General features: G+C 36.9%; 12 protein-coding genes and 2 pseudogenes. 3 read left to right on the top strand and 11 right to left on the bottom strand.

The window, feature by feature from the left end:
• Nucleotides 1-192: 192 nt before the first annotated feature.
• From ACQV2G_RS08080 to ACQV2G_RS08065, 4 genes are all read right to left on the bottom strand, one after another.
• Nucleotides 193-795 carry a superoxide dismutase gene (locus tag ACQV2G_RS08080; protein ID WP_428874313.1) on the bottom strand — a complete coding sequence of 201 codons (603 nt, stop codon included), beginning with the start codon at nucleotides 793-795 and terminating at the stop codon, nucleotides 193-195.
• A gap of 139 nt (nucleotides 796-934) precedes the next feature.
• Nucleotides 935-2,764 carry a translational GTPase TypA gene (typA, locus tag ACQV2G_RS08075; RefSeq protein ID WP_428874312.1) on the bottom strand — a complete coding sequence of 610 codons (1,830 nt, stop codon included), beginning with the start codon at nucleotides 2,762-2,764 and terminating at the stop codon, nucleotides 935-937.
• Nucleotides 2,765-2,773: 9 nt separating this feature from the next.
• Nucleotides 2,774-3,553, bottom strand: coding sequence for an inositol monophosphatase family protein (locus ACQV2G_RS08070; protein WP_428875365.1), 780 nt, complete (start codon nucleotides 3,551-3,553; stop codon nucleotides 2,774-2,776).
• A gap of 9 nt (nucleotides 3,554-3,562) precedes the next feature.
• The gene (locus ACQV2G_RS08065; RefSeq protein WP_428874310.1) at nucleotides 3,563-3,838 is read right to left on the bottom strand and encodes a UPF0223 family protein; all 276 of its coding nucleotides are present in this window, start codon (nucleotides 3,836-3,838) and stop codon (nucleotides 3,563-3,565) included.
• Between the two features lie 534 nt (nucleotides 3,839-4,372).
• Between ACQV2G_RS08065 and ACQV2G_RS08060 the strand changes: the two genes are divergently transcribed.
• Nucleotides 4,373-6,403 (top strand): DUF1430 domain-containing protein, encoded by a 2,031-nt coding sequence (locus tag ACQV2G_RS08060; RefSeq protein ID WP_428876568.1) that lies wholly within the window; start codon nucleotides 4,373-4,375, stop codon nucleotides 6,401-6,403.
• A 1-nt stretch (nucleotide 6,404) separates the two neighbouring features.
• Nucleotides 6,405-7,049 (top strand): ABC transporter ATP-binding protein, encoded by a 645-nt coding sequence (locus ACQV2G_RS08055; protein ID WP_428876566.1) that lies wholly within the window; start codon nucleotides 6,405-6,407, stop codon nucleotides 7,047-7,049.
• 499 nt (nucleotides 7,050-7,548) lie between these two features.
• Here the strand turns inward: ACQV2G_RS08055 and ACQV2G_RS08050 are convergent.
• The 3 genes and pseudogenes from ACQV2G_RS08050 to ACQV2G_RS08040 form a co-directional block, all read right to left on the bottom strand.
• A pseudogene (locus tag ACQV2G_RS08050) lies at nucleotides 7,549-8,144 on the bottom strand (ATP-binding cassette domain-containing protein).
• Between the two features lie 64 nt (nucleotides 8,145-8,208).
• A pseudogene (locus ACQV2G_RS08045) lies at nucleotides 8,209-10,211 on the bottom strand (DUF1430 domain-containing protein).
• Nucleotides 10,212-10,275: 64 nt separating this feature from the next.
• The gene (locus ACQV2G_RS08040; RefSeq protein ID WP_428876565.1) at nucleotides 10,276-10,416 is read right to left on the bottom strand and encodes a hypothetical protein; all 141 of its coding nucleotides are present in this window, start codon (nucleotides 10,414-10,416) and stop codon (nucleotides 10,276-10,278) included.
• A 759-nt stretch (nucleotides 10,417-11,175) separates the two neighbouring features.
• Between ACQV2G_RS08040 and ACQV2G_RS08035 the strand changes: the two genes are divergently transcribed.
• Nucleotides 11,176-12,585 carry an MATE family efflux transporter gene (locus ACQV2G_RS08035; RefSeq protein WP_428875359.1) on the top strand — a complete coding sequence of 470 codons (1,410 nt, stop codon included), beginning with the start codon at nucleotides 11,176-11,178 and terminating at the stop codon, nucleotides 12,583-12,585.
• A gap of 156 nt (nucleotides 12,586-12,741) precedes the next feature.
• On the opposite strand, the gene lpdA is transcribed toward ACQV2G_RS08035, so the two are convergent.
• The 4 genes from lpdA to pdhA all read right to left on the bottom strand — a co-directional run bounded on the left by lpdA (nucleotide 12,742) and on the right by pdhA (nucleotide 18,036).
• Nucleotides 12,742-14,148, bottom strand: coding sequence for a dihydrolipoyl dehydrogenase (lpdA, locus tag ACQV2G_RS08030; protein ID WP_428874301.1), 1,407 nt, complete (start codon nucleotides 14,146-14,148; stop codon nucleotides 12,742-12,744).
• 7 nt (nucleotides 14,149-14,155) lie between these two features.
• The gene (locus ACQV2G_RS08025; protein ID WP_428876564.1) at nucleotides 14,156-15,874 is read right to left on the bottom strand and encodes a dihydrolipoyllysine-residue acetyltransferase; all 1,719 of its coding nucleotides are present in this window, start codon (nucleotides 15,872-15,874) and stop codon (nucleotides 14,156-14,158) included.
• Between the two features lie 72 nt (nucleotides 15,875-15,946).
• Nucleotides 15,947-16,924 (bottom strand): alpha-ketoacid dehydrogenase subunit beta, encoded by a 978-nt coding sequence (locus tag ACQV2G_RS08020; RefSeq protein WP_428874299.1) that lies wholly within the window; start codon nucleotides 16,922-16,924, stop codon nucleotides 15,947-15,949.
• Nucleotides 16,925-16,926: 2 nt separating this feature from the next.
• Nucleotides 16,927-18,036, bottom strand: a complete 1,110-nt coding sequence (gene pdhA / locus ACQV2G_RS08015) for a pyruvate dehydrogenase (acetyl-transferring) E1 component subunit alpha (protein WP_428874298.1) — start codon at nucleotides 18,034-18,036, stop codon at nucleotides 16,927-16,929.
• Nucleotides 18,037-18,337: the final 301 nt, after the last annotated feature.

Genomic DNA, 18,337 nt, shown 5'->3' with positions numbered 1-18,337 from the left:
AAGTAAAAAATAGAGTTGAGGCCTTCGGCCATCAACCCTATAAATTATAGAACCATGAAAATAAGATCGGGATTTACTCTGACTAGGAATTAAAAAAGCACTTACTTTTCTTAAGTTTAAAAACTTGGAAAGTAAGTGAAAACTAAATAGATAGTTTTAAAAATAATCATTATACTTATTTATTCATAAATATTATGCTGAAAAGCGTTCTGCAACTTTGTCCCAATTAATAATAGACCAGAAAGCTTTAACGTAGTCCGGACGTCTATTTTGATAGTTTAAGTAGTAAGCATGCTCCCAAACGTCTAAACCTAATAAAGGAGTTAAACCTTCAGTTAAAGGATTGTCTTGATTTGGAGTGCCTAAAACTTTTAGTTTGTCGCCATCTTTAACTAACCAACCCCAACCTGATCCAAATTGACCGGTTGCAGCTTTTGTAAATTCTTCTTGGAATTTTTCGAAAGACCCAAATTCTTCATCAATTTTCTTAGCTAAGTCTCCAGAAGGCTTGTTGTCTTCTTGAGGAGCTTGTAATGATTCCCAGAATAGCGAGTGGTTATAGTGGCCTCCACCATTGTTGCGAACAGCTGTTTGAATATCACTTGGAAGTGATTTTAAGCTCTTGATAATTTCTTCAATCGATTGGTCAGCATACTCGGTTCCCTCAACGGCTGCGTTTAATTTAGTAACATAACCATTGTGGTGTTTAGTATGGTGAATCTCCATGGTTTTTTGATCAATAGCGGGCTCTAAATTATCATATGCATAGGGTAATTCAGGTAATTTGAATGTCATTTTTACTCCTCCTAATTCTATTATGATCTTTATCATAACATGCCACTATTGTCAGACAAAGAAATATGCTTATATATCTATTCACAAAGGCATTGAACCCAAAGATACTCTTTTATTATCTTCGAGTTCTATGTTTATATTATTTTTTATTTTTTTTCGCTTTTTCACGGGTTGATTTGTCTAGAATACGTTTGCGTAAACGGATTGCCATTGGTGTAATTTCACAATATTCATCATCTGCCATGAATTGTATAGCTTCTTCCAATGTCATTTTTTTAGTGGATTTAATCACAGCTGTTTGGTCTTTGTTAGCTGAACGGACATTCGTTAATTGTTTTGCTTTAGTGATATTAACCGTCAAATCATTCTCACGATTATGTTCGCCAACAATCATTCCTTCATATACCTCCGTACCAGGTTCAACAAAAATCGTTCCACGATCCTCAAGATTCATAATTGAATATGTGGTTGCTTGACCGCTATCGATGGAAACTAAGGTTCCGTTACGACGCTGACCAAGTTCTACATTAATCACCGGACGGTACTCATCATAAGTATGGTTCATAATGCCGTATCCCCTTGTTAAAGACATAAATTCGGTTGAGAAACCAATTAAACCACGAGCTGGAATTGAAAAGACCAGACGAATCTGTCCATTGCCAGAGTGAACCATATCTGCCATTTCACCCCGACGATTACTGATAGCCTCGATAATGCCCCCCATGTATTCTTCCGGGGTATCGATTTGAAGACGTTCAAATGGTTCTGACTTAACGCCATCGATTTCTCTTATAATCACTTGCGGACGTGAGACTTGGAATTCATAGCCTTGACGTCGCATATTTTCGATTAAGATCGATAAATGTAACTCCCCACGTCCAGCCACCTTGAAAGTATCTGGCGAGTCTGTTGGCGTAACATTTAAAGAAACGTCTGTATGCAATTCCTGCATCAAACGATCTTCCAAATTACGCGCAGTAACATACTTCCCTTCACGGCCAGCGAATGGAGAATTATTGGTTAAGAAGTTCATTTCTAGAGTTGGCTCATCGATATGAAGCAATGGCATAGCCTCTGGATTATCAACTGAAGCAATCGTTTCTCCTACATAAATATCATCCATTCCAGAAATTGCAATTAAGTCTCCGGCCATCGCTTCTTTAATTTCAATTCGGTCTAATCCAAGAAAACCATATAATTTTGTCACTCGGAAATTCTTCTTAGAGCCATCAATCTTAATAACCGTTACCGCATCCCCAACTTTGATCTTGCCACGGAAAACGCGACCGATTCCAATTCTGCCGACAAAGTCATTGTAATCAAGCATGGTGACTTGACACTGCAGCGGGTCATCTGAATTATCAATTGGTGCTGGAATATGTTCAATTACTGATTCAAAAATTGGATCCATGGTATTTTCTTGGTCTTGCAAATCACTAGAAAGCGAAGAAGTCCCATTAATAGCTGAAGCATAAACAACTGGGAACTCTAATTGATCATCATCTGCGCCTAATTCAATCAATAGGTTAAGCACTTCATCAACAACTACCTCCGGACGAGCCGATGGCTTATCAATTTTATTAACAACCACTAAAGGAGTCTTACCTTCTTCTAAGGCTTTCTTCAACACAAAGCGTGTTTGAGGCATAGTACCTTCATAAGCATCTACTACCAAGATAACGCCATCAACCATTTTCATAATACGTTCTACTTCACCACCGAAGTCTGCGTGTCCAGGCGTATCCATGATATTGATCCGTGTTCCCTTGTAATTTACAGCTGTATTTTTAGCTAAGATGGTAATGCCACGTTCTCTTTCAATATCATTGCGATCCATTGCACGATCGTCTATCTGAGCTCTAGCATCTAAAGTATCCGATTGCTTAAGGAGCTCATTAACCAAAGTGGTTTTACCATGGTCAACGTGGGCAATGATTGCAATATTTCTTATGTCATTTCTTATTTTCATTAAATTCTCCTAATTTTCTTTTGAATTAATTATCTGTAATACTTCCTCATAAACTGCAGCGTTAGAGAAGAGACCAGGATTCGCTGTTAAAAGGTTCAGATCCTGTCCGTTAGGTTGACTATACTTAAAACCTAAAGATTCTAAAATTGCTACTCCCGCTGCAAAATCCCACGGCATTAAACGACTTGCTAAATAAAAAGCGGATTCCCCTCTAATAACGGAAATCATTTCATAAGCTGCACAACCATAAGACCTTGAACCCAGAGATGCATGTAATAATGCTTGACTATTAAATTGGTTTTCAACTAAAATGTGGGCGTTTGTCACCATAAGCCCTTGCTCTAACGAATTAATTTCTAATGGTATCAGAGGACGATCATTCAAAAAAGCGCCTTGACCGACAAACCCATAATAAAGATCGCCTTGCATTACATCATAGATATAGCCCGCTAGCGGCCGACCGTCTTTATATATACCAATCATGACGCCAAAAAAACGCCCTTGCTTGACAAAATTCAAAGTTCCATCAATCGGGTCAATTATCCATAAGACTCCATGAGTCTCTTTAATCGAATGTCCCTTTCCTTCTTCGCCTAATACACGATGGTCGGGATAGTAAGTGTTAATTTGTTGGGTAAAATAGGCTTCTACTTCTTTATCCATCCGTGTGACTAAATCACTTGCGTTCGTTTTTTCTTCAACCATTAAATTGGTATTCAAGGAAGCGATCAACGAGTCCCCAGCTGTTTTTAACCAAGATATTACACGTTGATGTAATTGAAAATCCATAGTGACCTCCTAAGGCATTTTTAACGTTTGGGAATCTTTCAATGTTTTAGCTTTTTGCATACATCGATAGATAGAGTATCCCGAAGCCGCTTGAAATTCACGATCAATTTGTTTTTCTTCACTTATCGAATTGACAATTTCTTTAAATGCTCGATACTTATCTTTAATCCGTTCTACTTTAATTCCTCTTTCATAGGCGGATTCAACAGCTGCTAAAAATTCAACAACAATCGCAATTTCTTGACTCGACCAATCTTCATTCAATGGATAGGAATAATTAGACATATTATTGCACCTCCAACAAATTCATTTCGGTTAATACTAATATAACGCATTTTTACGCAAATGAAAAAGTATTTCGAATATAAAACGTTTTCTTAATAAGATACATTGTTCTACTCAATCAAAAAGCGGATCCTAGTCAATAGAGCATACTAATTACCGTCAAAAACTCCTCACATTCAATATTTTGAACGCCTCAAATATAAAATGTTAAAAATAGTGTTTTATTTGCAACGTATCTTTTTATCTTTCATTCATGGATCTGTTTCTTGCTTGTTTAGAAAGGCATAATACTCCGGTGAAAGAGTGTTGGTAAACTCTCTTTCCACTTTCGGGACTACTTTGAGCGTTAAGCATACTTTTCTTATTGTCAGCCCACTTTTATAATAATTAATGAGGGGCTAGAAAGTAACTTGGAAATTCGGTAAAATTTTGTTAGCAAACGATTAACTTTTCAAGCCCCTTTGATAGTTGAAAAGTGCTTTCGATCATTTGTTAACTCTTAATGGCTGATTATAACTCAGAGGAAGGTATCCTATGAAAAAAATATATATTACCTTATCAAATTTAATCATGTTACTACTAGTGATAAATGTTATAAATTTTTCTTCTGAGATATTTACTTTTTCTCAGTATCCAGGGGTTCAAATCATAAATTTTGATCAAAATATTCAGCGTGCTAAATTTGAGTCAGAATTACAGGATTTTGCATTACAACATGGAATTCTCATAGGTCGAAGAATAGTAGAACCTAATAAATCTGGTCAGACAAAATTTACTTATGCACTATACGGTAATAAAGAATTGCCCCATGAAATAATTAAAGCAAATAATGAAAGTATTCAAAATAGTGATTTAGCAGCGAGTTATTTAGTTTTTGAAGGGGCATCATCTCTATCCACACTAAAGGAATATTTTGAAGAATATGGAGCTAATGCAATCGTTATTCCTGCGACTAGTTCTTTTCAAAATGCAAAGAATTTGTACTTACATTCCTCTGTCATCATCACGCTAGCAATTCTGCTGTTAACTTATTTTTCACTGACTTTAATACAAATTATAAAAAAAGCAAAAGAAATAGCCATTAAAAGAATTTCAGGTGCAACTACAAAGAAAATCTATCACCAATTGATCTATCATGATATACGCTATGTTATCATTATGATATTTATTACAACCTGTCTTTCAGGCCTTTTGCTAAAAATAATAGAACATTCAACTTGGTATCTTTTTAGCATAACATTTTATTCTTTACTAATCTTTAATAGCATCATTTTGTTTTTAAATCTTTGTTTGAGTCTAATACTTTATATCTATACTGATCAATACAGGCTTTTTTCAATTATAAAAGGAAAATTACCTTATCGTTTTCTGCTAATTTTCATGCTATTCGGTCAAGTGTTTTCTGTATTTATTTTAGGCTATACGATCGATCAATCTTTAACCCTTGCGGATTCACTACATACTCTCCGGAAAGCTTCTAATAAATGGGAAGGTAATGCTGAGTTATTTGATATTAAATTTGGGCTAGCGCCGTTGATGAATTCTTCTAAACATAACAAACAATCCTTCAAAAAATGGTATTCTTTTACCCAAGAAGCATTAAATGAACAGGATGCTTTCTTTATAAAAGTACAAAATAATGGTTTGGAAGTAAATGAATTTTCTGATCCTGCTCCAATTCAAGATGCTAACCTATTTAATAAAGTAATTTTTGTAAGTCCGAATTATGTCAAGAGAGAAAAATTTGATTTATCTGAAGAAAGAATTGAAAGATTTAATCATTTAAGTCTAGGAGAATTTGGTCTTATTATTCCAAGAGAACTTCAAGATTCAAAAAATCAAATTGAAAATTACTTTATGGATTATTTAACAACGTTCAGTCGTGAAGGAGTCGAAAACGATTCTAAAATATTATATGATGTAAAGCCGATTACTTTTTTTTCTGATCGTTTGAATTCCGTGTTCTTGTACAATACAGAGAATTTTTCAAAAGATACTGTTTCAAATCAACAGTATCTATCTCAGCCAATTATTGTTGTAATGTCACCTGAATCTACGGGTAACACCTTGCCTTCATATATGCATTGGATGATTAATGCCGCTAAAAACATTAAGTATACAGGTTATGATGAAACAATTAGTCTTTTAAAAAAATATGATTTATATTCTAAAATATCTTATTTAGTTAATTCAAGACAAACATACTTGGAGAAAATGACTAATTATAAAACTAATTTAGTCACTCATTTGTTTGCTTCCTTTTTCGCATGTTTATCCTCATTATTACTTTTCATTTGTATGAATCAAGTTTATTTTAACCAGTTCCGTCGTGATATTTTAATAAAGAGAATCTCAGGATTAAACTTCTGGCAAAATCATCAAGTTTATCTTGCATTGCAATTAATGATTTTTATAATCGCTTTTGGTTTATCAATGATATTAGCTAAGCATAAAGTTAGTGTTTTAATCAATATAATCATCTTTTTGTTGATAGCTTTATTATCCCTAGTATTCCAAGTGAAAAAAGAAAACCGCCAGTCTTTAACCCTCTTGAAAGGAGCCTAGCATGATTCAAGTAACTAATCTTCATAAAAATTTCGGCCAACGTCCCCTATTTGCTGACTTGAATTTGAACTTTGAAGCTGGCAAATCCTATGCCCTAACCGGTCAAAGCGGGTCGGGGAAAACCACATTATTGAATATAATTGCCCATCTTGAAGTTTATGATCAAGGACAGATCCTCTTTAAAGGCCAAGATCTCAAATCGATTAAAGACTTAGTCTTCTTTCGTGATTATTTAGGTTACCTCTTCCAAAATTTTGGCTTAATCGAGAATGAAACCGTTGAAACCAATCTAGATTTAGGTCTGATCGGAAAGAAGCTAAGTAAACAGGACAAAAAGACTCGAATGCATGAAATCTTGGACCAAGTGGGCTTAAATTATTTAAAGTTAGATCGCAAGGTTTTCGAGTTGTCGGGTGGAGAAGCCCAACGAGTCGCACTTGCTAAGGTAATCTTAAAAGACCCGCCTCTCATCCTTGCAGACGAACCGACTGCATCGATTGACATTGAAAACGCTAAGGCTATCATGAAAAAACTCCTCTCTCTCAGTAATGATAATCGTGTCATCCTCATTGCCACCCATGATCCATTAGTTTGGGAGATGGTTGATCAAGTAGTGGATTTGAATGCGTTGAAGCAGGTGCATTAATCTTATGTAATCACTTCCTTAATACTTCTAGCGCGAAAGCCAAATAAATTACTCTCCGGAATGAATATGAACTATTTGAAGTAATTATGTAATTATGAAATCTTTTATTATGATGTGATAAGCTCAACGTATGGTAATCACCGATTGTCAATTATTCTGGTACAAATCACGTCAGGTAAATTAATAGCATCGATCTACTTCTTTTTAAATGAGTACTTATTTATTGCCACTACGCTTTCAACTCACACAAGCATCTTCCTCATAAAGCTAGCAGGATTGGATCATTGTTACACGAAGCCGAATGCAAATATTAATCTATGTCCCTTCGGCTGCTAACTTCTCGATGGAAGGTTGTTGTCGCGCTTTTGACTGTTTTAGGCAGATAAAAAGAGAAGACCCATTCACATTTTGGTCTTCTCTAGCACTTGGCTTTGCCCTACCTTCTATAGTTGGCAAAGAGCTAACTATTCATACTAATTGACTAATCATTATATTATTCTTACCCAAAATTAATGAAACTTGTTGTCATACCCAATCGATCCATTGAAACAATCTCATCAGCCATTGTCCAAATAGATGGATTATGAGTAGCAATGATAATGAGTCTATTCTCATCTCTCAAGGAGAGCAAAATTTCCATAATCGCTTTAGCTGTCTCAGGGTCAACGGATGCAGTCGGTTCATCCGCTAAGATAAGAGGAGGGTTTTTAAGAATAACCTTAGCTAAAGCCACGCGCTGTGATTCTCCGCCTGATAATTCAAATATTTTCTTATTGAGACTTAAATAAGAGAGTCCGACACGCATCAAAGCTTCTTTTTCCTTCTTGTGTTGCTCAGTTTTACTAATTTTTTGACCAATTAGACCGAGTTTTAAGTTTTCTTCAATCGTCTGACTTTCTATGAGACCAAAATTTTGAAATAAATACCCCAACTCCTGACGGAAGAATTCACTCGGTTGATACTTGCTCAAATCCTTATTCCGACAGAAAATCGTCCCATCGTAACTTTCAAGTTTCCCATCCTATTCATAAGCGTTGTTTTACCACTACCACTTGAACCAATCAAAGCAAAAACCTTATTGGCTTCAAAAGTCATAGAAAGATCTGAAAATAAGACACGGTCACCAAACTATTAGCCCACTTTTTCTAATCGAATCATCTTAGGCTCCTTTCAAAATAAGCATCGCCATTTTATTTTCCTTTTTCATTTGCAAATGCAATTGTAGGACTGAAATGCCGGTAAACAGTAAGAATACCAAGCAAGCACGATATCCGTTACAAGAAAGACGCTGCCAATAACACCCAGCAAGAAAACAAGTATCTGCGCTAGCAGATAGTTTCTATGAATTTCTAAGAAACGAAGGCCTGCTATGCGTTTAATAAAGATATCGCGTCGAAATTCTTCAAAATAAAGTTGATTCATCGTATGAAACATTAAAATAGACGTCACAATGCCTAATACTGCCCCAGCAATCATTGCCCAAACTTCTCGTTGCAGATTATCCAGTAAGGTTTGATGGATTTGATACCCTGTCTGAAGTTCAGCCACCCAATTTTCAAGTCCGTATTTTGCAATCAGTGATTGGGCATCTCCTAAACGATCAAAAAAGAAATAGGACGATAGCGCTTGCTGCCAAAACAAGTAAGATTGTTCACCCGTTGAATGTGGAGTCAAAACAATGATAATCGGATCTTTAAGGAATTGTTGATAGGAAAGGGGCGTTGCATTATAGACAAATCGCTGATATCCCGTTTTTAAGTATGCAACAGTCGCCTTCATTTTTTGACGGTTATCCTGGCTAGCCATAAGCGTTGTTGTAGCGTCTTCAAAGATGGTCTGGTAATGACTTGCATTTGATTGAAGCTTATCTGGCAAAAGGAGAACGAACTCACCTACAGCTAACTTATTTAGTTTCCTGTCGATTTCGGGAGGCACTGCAATCTGTTGCCGTTTTAAATAGCTAGGAGTGACAATCAAGACGTTGCCTTGTGGTTGATAAAGCTCATGATCAGATAAGGGTAGACTAACAGTACTTGGTCCTCTTTGAAACCCTTGTTCTGCTAAATAATGCCTTGAAAGAATCGCACGATTTTCTGAGATGGCTTGATCCATCAATTGAAACCATGTTTGTTGTTTCTCAATCATTTCTTTCTTGTTTCCAATTGAGCCACTTCGGGCAAAATTCAGAGAGACGAGCTGATTTTCTTTTTGCCAAATAGTCTGACCTTGTTTTTGCTGTTGCAAGGCATGGGTATAATTTAGTGTCCAACTAACCCCTATAGAAACAATAATGAAAGCTAAAAATTGACCCATTAAAATGAGACTAATGATTCCCCTCACCGGAATTTGTCCTTTTATAACCTGCATCAAGTGCACTTTTTTAATACCGACTGCAAATAAACTAGCAAAGAATAAGGAAATAATCAGCAAAAAAAGATTGTAAAGGAATAGACCCGCTCCTATTGTATAAAAAGCTATCAAAGGGGTTGAAACTACTGATTTTAGAATCATTGCTAACAGGAAACCAGCGCCTAGACCGATTGAAAGGTTAACGAGGTCTCGACCAATGGGTCTGAGAAAAATTCCCCAACGACTTTCGCCAGAAATTAAACGAATGCCCGCTGTTCTTAGAGCACGAATTTGATAAATTAAACTAAGCGCTCCAAAGGTTAAAAAGAAAATCAGTAAGCCGATGAGTTGAAAGCCATTACTAAATATGGAAGCTAGAACGGTAACCCCAGAAGGAATAGCTGGAGAGAGTCTAGTCAATCCTGCATCCTTTAATGTTGTTTTCAATAGATCTAGGTCTAAATTTCCCTTAAAGATAAAATAGTTAGTCAGTACACTACTCGTTTTAGCTGCTTCCCTTGATTTTGCAGTGAGACCTTGTGGTAATTTTCCAGTTCCAAAAGTGGTATAAGAAAAGACGGGCTTTCCGTCTGCTCCAGGTTCTTGGTGCTGAATGGCGATGAGACTATCTGTATCTTGTGCCAATAAGGTTAAATGATCGGCCACCTTCTCAAAATCAACCTCAGAAGAAGCATCAAATACCGAAACATTTGGATAATAATAAGAAACATAGGTATCTCCCCAAATGTTAACCACCCATACCAAAAAGAGACCCACCAATAGATTCGACAGAATAATAAAAATCCGCTTCATATGCTCCCCTCATTTTTAAAAAGCGGGACTCAGCCCGCCCAATCTGATTAATTATCAAATACTACTATGTACAACTTGATAAAATTTTAAAATCCAGCATCAAATACAACTCTTTCACCAAGGTTTGTATTGATAAAAGCGTAAGAAGTATATCTTGCATTTTTAGAATCGAAACTTTCATTATTCCGCGTTCTACTTCCGACATAAGATATCTCCTTCCAGGTATTGGCACTTAAATTCCCAAACTACTACAAAGCAACTTAATTGTTTTAACTCTCATTATAGTACTCTATTATCACTCCTTTATATAAATTAAAATTATTTAGAATGTTTAATGCTTTAATGAACGGTCATTGACTATGAATTTCATTTCTAAATTGTACATAATCTCAACAATTATACGAAATTAAAAAGTTCAAATATATTCTAATATTGAATTTATATTTTTTCAATTAATTATGTTTTATTTTTAATAGCCTTTTTATTAATAGCTTACAACAATCAATTAATTGCAAATTAATTCTATATCTTATACTCGCTCTTCAGCTAGAAAACACTGAGTTTATAAAAGAGATGTAATCCCAGCTTCCCGCTTCAATTATTCTTCATTTAATCGCTAGTGCTAAAAGATGATCAAAAACTAAGAAGATTGTTCATAAAGGAATATCGACTATAAACTTCCAAGATAAAAAAGTACCACTAGGTCATGTATAGTGGTACTTGTTAAAAAATGAATGTCTGTTTCTTATAAAGAATAATCATCATTTTATGTTTTCCACTCTCGAAAACTTATGTCACATCCGCGTATTGCATAATCCTATTCCATAAAATTTTATTAAAAATTAACTAGATTTCACAAATTTTCTTTTTTAATTGGATCGTTTTACCTTTAGAATTTTTTTATGTTATAATGGGAAGTCGATTATCATAATAAAAATAAATTTGCTAAGAAAGGAAGAAATTTGTGACAGAAACTAATCCCTCGCTTGAAATTCCTAACATACACAACCCTCTTGAAACTGAACCCGTGTCCAAATTACTTAAACAATTTGCAATTCCCAGTATTATTGCCAACCTGGCCAACTCTCTTTACAATATCGTAGATCAAATCTTTATTGGACAAGGAGTTGGCTATTTAGGAAATGCAGCAACCAATATCGCTTTTCCGATAACGACGGTCTGTTTAGCCATCGGATTACTCACAGGAATTGGCGCCGCTGCTAACTTTAATTTAACTATTGGTCGAAAAGATTTCACTACGGCTCGCAATACACTCGCAACAGCCTTTGGATTTTTACTTTTATCGGGAATTCTTCTCGCTCTTGTAGTCTTTTGGCAAGCAGGTCCACTAATGAAATTTTTCGGAGCTACTGAAAAAGTTTATCCTCTGTCCGTTCAATATGTACAAATTATTGCTATCGGCATTCCTTTTTTTATGTTGAATATTGGTGGAGCAAATCTCGTTAGAGCAGATGGTAGTGCAAAATACTCCATGATAAGTGTTCTCGTAGGGGCAGCAATCAATACAGCATTGAACCCTCTGTTTATTTTCGGATTTAATTGGGGAATGCGTGGTGCTGCTTTGGCCACAATTATCGGGCAAATAGTCTCAGGACTTTTTATTCTTGCTTATATTCCAAAATTCAAACTAGTATCCATTCATTTTCGTGAAATAACTATCCAGCTGAACGAACTTTGGCAAATATTTAAACTGGGTATCAACTCTTTTGTCTTTCAGTTGTCAAATACCGTCGTTCAAATTGTCCTCAATAATACTCTTAAATTTGCCGGAGCCAACTCTATTTACGGAGCGGATATCCCAATCGCTGCTGCTGGTATTACCATTAAAATTAACACCTTGTTCATAGGTGTTGTCATCGGAATCGTTCAAGGAGCTCAACCTATTTTGGGTGTCAATTACGGCGCTAGAAACTATCAGCGCGTTAGAGACACTTTCAAATTAGAGATGAAAGTTTTAGCCGCTTTCTCATTAATAATGTTTGTTATCTTCCAAACCCTCACCCGTCCTTTAATCCGTATCTTTGGTAATGGTGAGGAGTTATACTTTACTTATGCCATGCATTACTTACGTAGCTTTTTATTCATGACGGTTATTATAGGCATGCACATTGGAATGGCAAATCTCCTATCAGCCATTGGTTATGGCTTTAAGAGTGCATTATTGGCCCTTAGTAAACAGATTTTTTTCTTGCTTCCCCTCATTTTGTTTTTTGGCCACCAGTTCGGTGTCGAACAAGTCCCTTTGGCAGCCCCTATCGCGGACGTAATGGCTTTTATCTTAGCTAGCTATGTCATTTATCATCAATTCCAATCAATGCCAAAAAAGGATCTGGGAACACTGCCACCTCTTTAAGGATGCAAATCGTCTAACCTTAAAATTTAAGCCCCCTGCATGATTTTTGCATGGGGCTTAAATTTTTCCCCTAGTTGATTATTAAATACTGTCCCTTTTAGAAAACGAATAAAAAAACCCTTGATAGAAGTTGTTCTATCAGGGGTTATAGAGTTATTACATGTGAATTGGCATGCCGAGTGCTGCTTCAGCTGCATCCATCGTTGCTTCACTTAACGTTGGGTGCGCATGAACAGTTAAGGCAATATCTTCAGCATTCATACCGGCTTCAATTGCGAGGGTGATTTCTGCTAATACATCTGAGGCACTTGGCCCAGCCACTTGAGCTCCGATAATAACATCGTCCTCTTTTCTTGTAACCAAACGAACAAAACCATTATAGTGATCTAAAGCTACTGCACGGCCATTACCACCGAATGGGAATTTAGTTACAGTTACATCAATCCCCGCTTCTTTAGCAGAGTCCTTAGTGTGTCCTGCTGAAGCTAATTCAGTGTCAGAATAGCATACAGACGGCATGGCTTTATAATCAACAATGTCTTTTCCACCAGAAATTGCTGATGCAGCAACTTTCGCTTCGAATGAAGCTTTATGGGCTAACATGGCTCCAGGAACGATATCGCCAATGGCAAAAATGTTTGGATTAGAAGTACGTCCTTGATTATCTACTTTAACCAATCCACGTTCATCTAATTCAACACCTGCTTGTTCCAAACCACAGTTGTCAGTGTTTGGACGGCGTCCTACAGTAACCATTACATAGTCCGCTTCAACTTGAATTTCTTTACCTTTGCGCTCATAAGTTACAACCACACGGTCTCCCTTTTCCTCAGCCTTCTTAGCCATTGCGTTTGTGACAATTTCGGCTCCTAAAGCTTTTAGATCTCTTTCAACAAGACGTGTCATATCCTTTTCAAATGAAGGAATAAATTGTTTAGATCCTTCTAAGATAGTCACATTTGTTCCTAGATTTGCATAAACGCCTCCTAGCTCTGTACCGATAATTCCACCACCGATAACCACTAGATCTTTAGGAATTTCAGGCAAGTTTAATCCACCTGTTGAGTCAATCACACGGCCTTTGAATTCAAAACCTGGAATTTCAATAGGGCGAGATCCTGTTGCAACAATTGCATTTTTGAAAGTATAGGTTTGCGCTTCTTCACCGTTGACAACACGAAGAGTATCTTTATCAGAGAAAAAAGCTTCTCCTTCAATAATCTCCACCTTATTTTTCTTAAGAAGCATTTCCACACCAGAAGTCATTTTCGCTACAACTTCATTTTGCTTCCAATTTTGGGTTTTTTCCCAATCAATTTCCACATTTGAAGTAGAAACACCAAATGTTTCACCATGTTTTGCTTGATGATACACGTGTCCTGCTTGAATCAAGGCTTTTGAAGGAATACAACCCACGTTTAAACAAACGCCTCCTAAGTATTCTCTTTCAATAATTGCTACTTTTTGTCCAAGCTGTGCAGCACGAATAGCTGCTACATAGCCTCCAGGACCTGCTCCAATTACGACGGTATCCAATTCCATTGCGAAATCTCCAACTACCATTTGATCACTATCCTTCCATTAATAATAGTTCTGGGTCTGCAAGAAAACGTTTCACTTCATTCAGTGCACGCTGTGCAGTTGCTCCATCAACAATACGGTGGTCAAAGCTTAATGACAACTTACATACACGTCCCACAGCTAATTCACCCGCTTCATTGACAACTGGCTGTTGCACAATCGAACCGAATCCTAAGATGACTACTTCAGGATGATTGATAATCGGGCTGAACCACTTTCCGCCGGCTGAACCAATATTTGAAATAGTCATTGTTCCACCTGACATTTCAGACATCAATAATGAACCATCATGAGCCTTTTCAGAAAGCTCAACAATTTCATTAGCAATTTGGAACATATTCTTAGTATTAGCTTCTTTAATGTTTGGAACGTATAGTCCCCGTTCTGTATCTGTCGCAATACCTACATTATAATAGTTTTTGTAAACAATTTCATTAGAAACATCATCAATTGATGAATTTATCACTGGATATTGCTTAGCAGCTGCGATTAAAGCCTTCACAACATATGGAAGAAAAGTCAATTTGACCTCTTTATCAGCAGCAATGACCTTATATTTCTTACGGTGTTCCCATAGTTTAGACACTTCAACTTCATCGAATAAAGTAACATGGGGAGCCGTATGCTTAGAATTGACCATTGCCTTAGCGATGGCATTTCTAGTGCCTGATAAAGGCACACGTTCTTCACGCTCAGTTTGATTGGATACAAATGGCTTGGCTTCAGATTTTGACTGTTGAGCTTCCGTTTTAGCCGCAATTTCTTCATTTGTGCTAGAAGTAGCCACTTTTTGCTCAGACTTATTAACTGGTAACTCCATTTTGGCCGATGCGGCGAAGTTATTAATATCTTCGGCTGTGATGCGACCGTTCTTGCCGGTTCCTGCTACTCGTGTGATATCAATTGCCCTATCACGTGCAAGTTTACGAACGGATGGCATTGCTAATACGCGACGGTTCGCTGCCTCTTCATCCGATAACCCTTGAACATGTGGTGACTCTTTAGTTACCGTCGTTTCAATTACTGGGTTTTTCTCAACTGGCGAGGCTGCATCATCATAAGAGTTTGCTAGCGCTTCTCCTTGTTCTTCCCTACTAGTTGAATTGTCGGTTTGACCATTGTGTTCTGGCGAGTCAATTTCAACTAAAACTTGCCCTAATTGCGCAATTTGACCAGTCTGTACATGAATTTTCTTAACGATGCCAGAAACTGGAGAAGGTAATTCTTCAATTGATTTATCATTTTGAACTTCTACTAAGGTTTCGTCTTCTTTAATTGTTTCACCTTCCTTTACGGACCAAGAAACAATTTCTCCTTCCATAATCCCTTCGCCCAAAGCAGGTAATTTAAATTGGAAAAATGCTGTGTTCGAATTAACTTTTGCTGTTTGATCTACTTTTGAATCAGATGCTTCTTTGGCTGGACTCGCCGGCGTTTCTTCGCTCTCAGGGTTAGCTTCGTTTTCAAATCCTGGCGCATCAATTTCAACAATTATTTGACCGAGCTGAGCAATTTGACCGGTTGCTACATGAATTTTTTTTATAGTTCCAGAAACTGGAGAAGGTAATTCTTCAACGGATTTATCATTTTGGACCTCGACTAAAGTGTCATCTTCTTTAATTGTGTCTCCTTCTTTAACCGCCCAAGAGACGATTTCACCTTCCATAATCCCTTCGCCCAAAGCTGGTAATTTAAATTGGAATGCCATATAATTTTTCTCCTTTTCTTAACTTGACTCGAAAGCAAGCAGATGGAACATCTGCTTGAAATCATTTATCGTCTAAAAATCTTCTAATTCCTTAGCCTTGGCCACAATATCTTCTGCATTTGGTAACCAGTCTCTTTCAGCCATTCCAAATGGGAAGATGGTATCAGGAGCAGCTACGAATCCAATTGGTGCTTTCAGAGAAAGAACTGCACGTTCAGAAATCTCAGCAATCACTTTGCTTCCAACACCCGCTTGACGTTGCGCTTCTTGAACTACAATTACTTTTCCTGTTTTTTCTACCGAAGCAATAATTGTTTCAATATCTAATGGTTGAACTGTTCTTAAGTCAAGTACCTCAACATCAACGCCTTCTTTAGCTAATTTTTCTGCTGCTTTGACCGATTCTTGTACCATAGCACCATATGCAATTAAAGTTAAGTCTGTACCTTCTTTAACAACTTTTGCCTTGCCTAAAGGAACAGTGTATTCTCCTTCTGGAACTTCCTCACGGAAAGAACGGTACAATTTCATGTGTTCCAAAAAGTACACTGGATCGTTATCTCGGATCGCTGAAATTAATAAGCCTTTAGCATCATATGGATTAGAAGGAATTACCACTTTAAGGCCTGGTGATTGAGCTAAGAGACCTTCTAATGAGTCTGCATGAAGCTCAGGTGTGTGAACTCCTCCACCAAAAGGAGAACGGAATGTAATTGGTAGGTTACGGGAAGCTCCCATACGGTAACGGGTACGCGCGGCTTGAGCTACAACAGAGTCCATTGTTTCAAAAACAAATCCATTAAATTGAATCTCAGGAATTGGACGGAATCCTTCAAGAGCTAGCCCGATAGCCATGCCACTTATACCAGATTCAGCTAACGGTGTATCCATTACACGTTCTTCGCCAAATTCTTCTTGTAAGCCTTGAGTAGCTCGGAAAACCCCACCATTTTTACCCACATCTTCTCCAAAAACAAGTGTGCGGTCGTTTGTGCGCAATTCATTGGCTAAGGCTTCTGTAATAGCCTCAATCATTGTTAATTTAGCCATAATTATTTATTCTCCTTTGCTTCAAATTTACTAATTTGTTCTTGTGTTACAAAATCTGGTGTCTCATACATATTTTTTAAAAAATCTGAGATTTTTTGTTTTGGTTCTTGGTCAGCTAATTTAATGGCATCTCTAACTTCTTCTTTTGTCCTTTGAATAACTTCTTCTTCTTGTTCTTCTGACCAAAGTCCTTTAGCAGTTAGGTAGTTACGCATACGAATTAAAGGATCTTTAGCGCGCCATTCTGCTTGAGAGCCTTCTGCTTGGTAACGTTTTGGATCATCTCCAGAAAGGGTATGAGGACCAAAACGATAACAAACAGTCTCGATTAGTACCGGTCCATTACCTGCAATCGCATATTCCCTAGCAGCCTTTGTAACTGCATAAACAGCTAAAATATCCATCCCATCCACTTGAATACCAGGAATGCCGGCTGCTACAGCTTTTTGAGCTAAAGTCGGTGCGGCTGTTTGGACAGAACGGGGCGTTGAAATCGCCCAGCCATTATTTTGAACAACAAAGACAGCTGGTGATTGATATGCACCAGCAAAGTTAATTCCTTCATAAAAGTCTCCTTGTGAAGAACCGCCATCACCCGTCCATGTCATCGCAATCGCTTGTCGTTTATTCTTTTTAATTCCTAAGGCAACTCCCGCTGCTTGAACATACTGTGCACCAATAATAATTTGTGGTGGATACGCCTTTAGGTCTTCATCAAAAGTTGATCCAGCTACATGTCCTTTTGACCATAGAAAAGCCTTATATAAAGGAAGTCCATGCTTAATTAATTGAGGAACATCACGGTAACCAGGTAACAGTACATCTTCTTTTTCAGTAGCCAATACAGTACCTAATTGAGAAGCTTCTTGACCAGAAGTTGGAGCATAGAAACCTAAACGTCCTTGACGGTTAAGCGCTGTTGAACGCTCAAATAATTCGCGAGCCCAAACCATTTCTTCCATAAATTTAACCATGTCTTCCTCAGTAACATCACCTAAAAGATCTGGATTAACAATCTTCCCCGCTTCATCCATCACTTGAACCATTGAAAAATCAAAATTATCTGGCATCAATAATTCATCCATTGTCACTTTTGCTTTAGCTCGTGCCATTCTTTCACATTCCTCTCATTTTTTGTCCTTAATAACAGTTAAATTAAAACTGTAGCAATAATTGCTCATTTTCAACGATAACACCTTAGCTGCCCAATTGCAAGAAAAAAGATGAGTTATGCATACAATTACAATTAAATCATAGGTTTTTATACTAAACTTTGATAAAAAATGCACAAAGAACTCTGTTTTATCTGTTATAATTTTCAGTGATAATCTGTTATATTTAGTAATTTTTTATGAAACAGCTGTCAACCGTAAATGAAAATGTCCTGAAATTTTAAAAATTTGCGGGATAAAA

Source organism: Facklamia sp. P12955, assembly GCF_050409565.1.
Taxonomy (GTDB): domain Bacteria; phylum Bacillota; class Bacilli; order Lactobacillales; family Aerococcaceae; genus Facklamia.
Note: the sequence above shows the minus strand (reverse complement) of the source record. Positions and strands in the feature narration are given on the sequence as shown.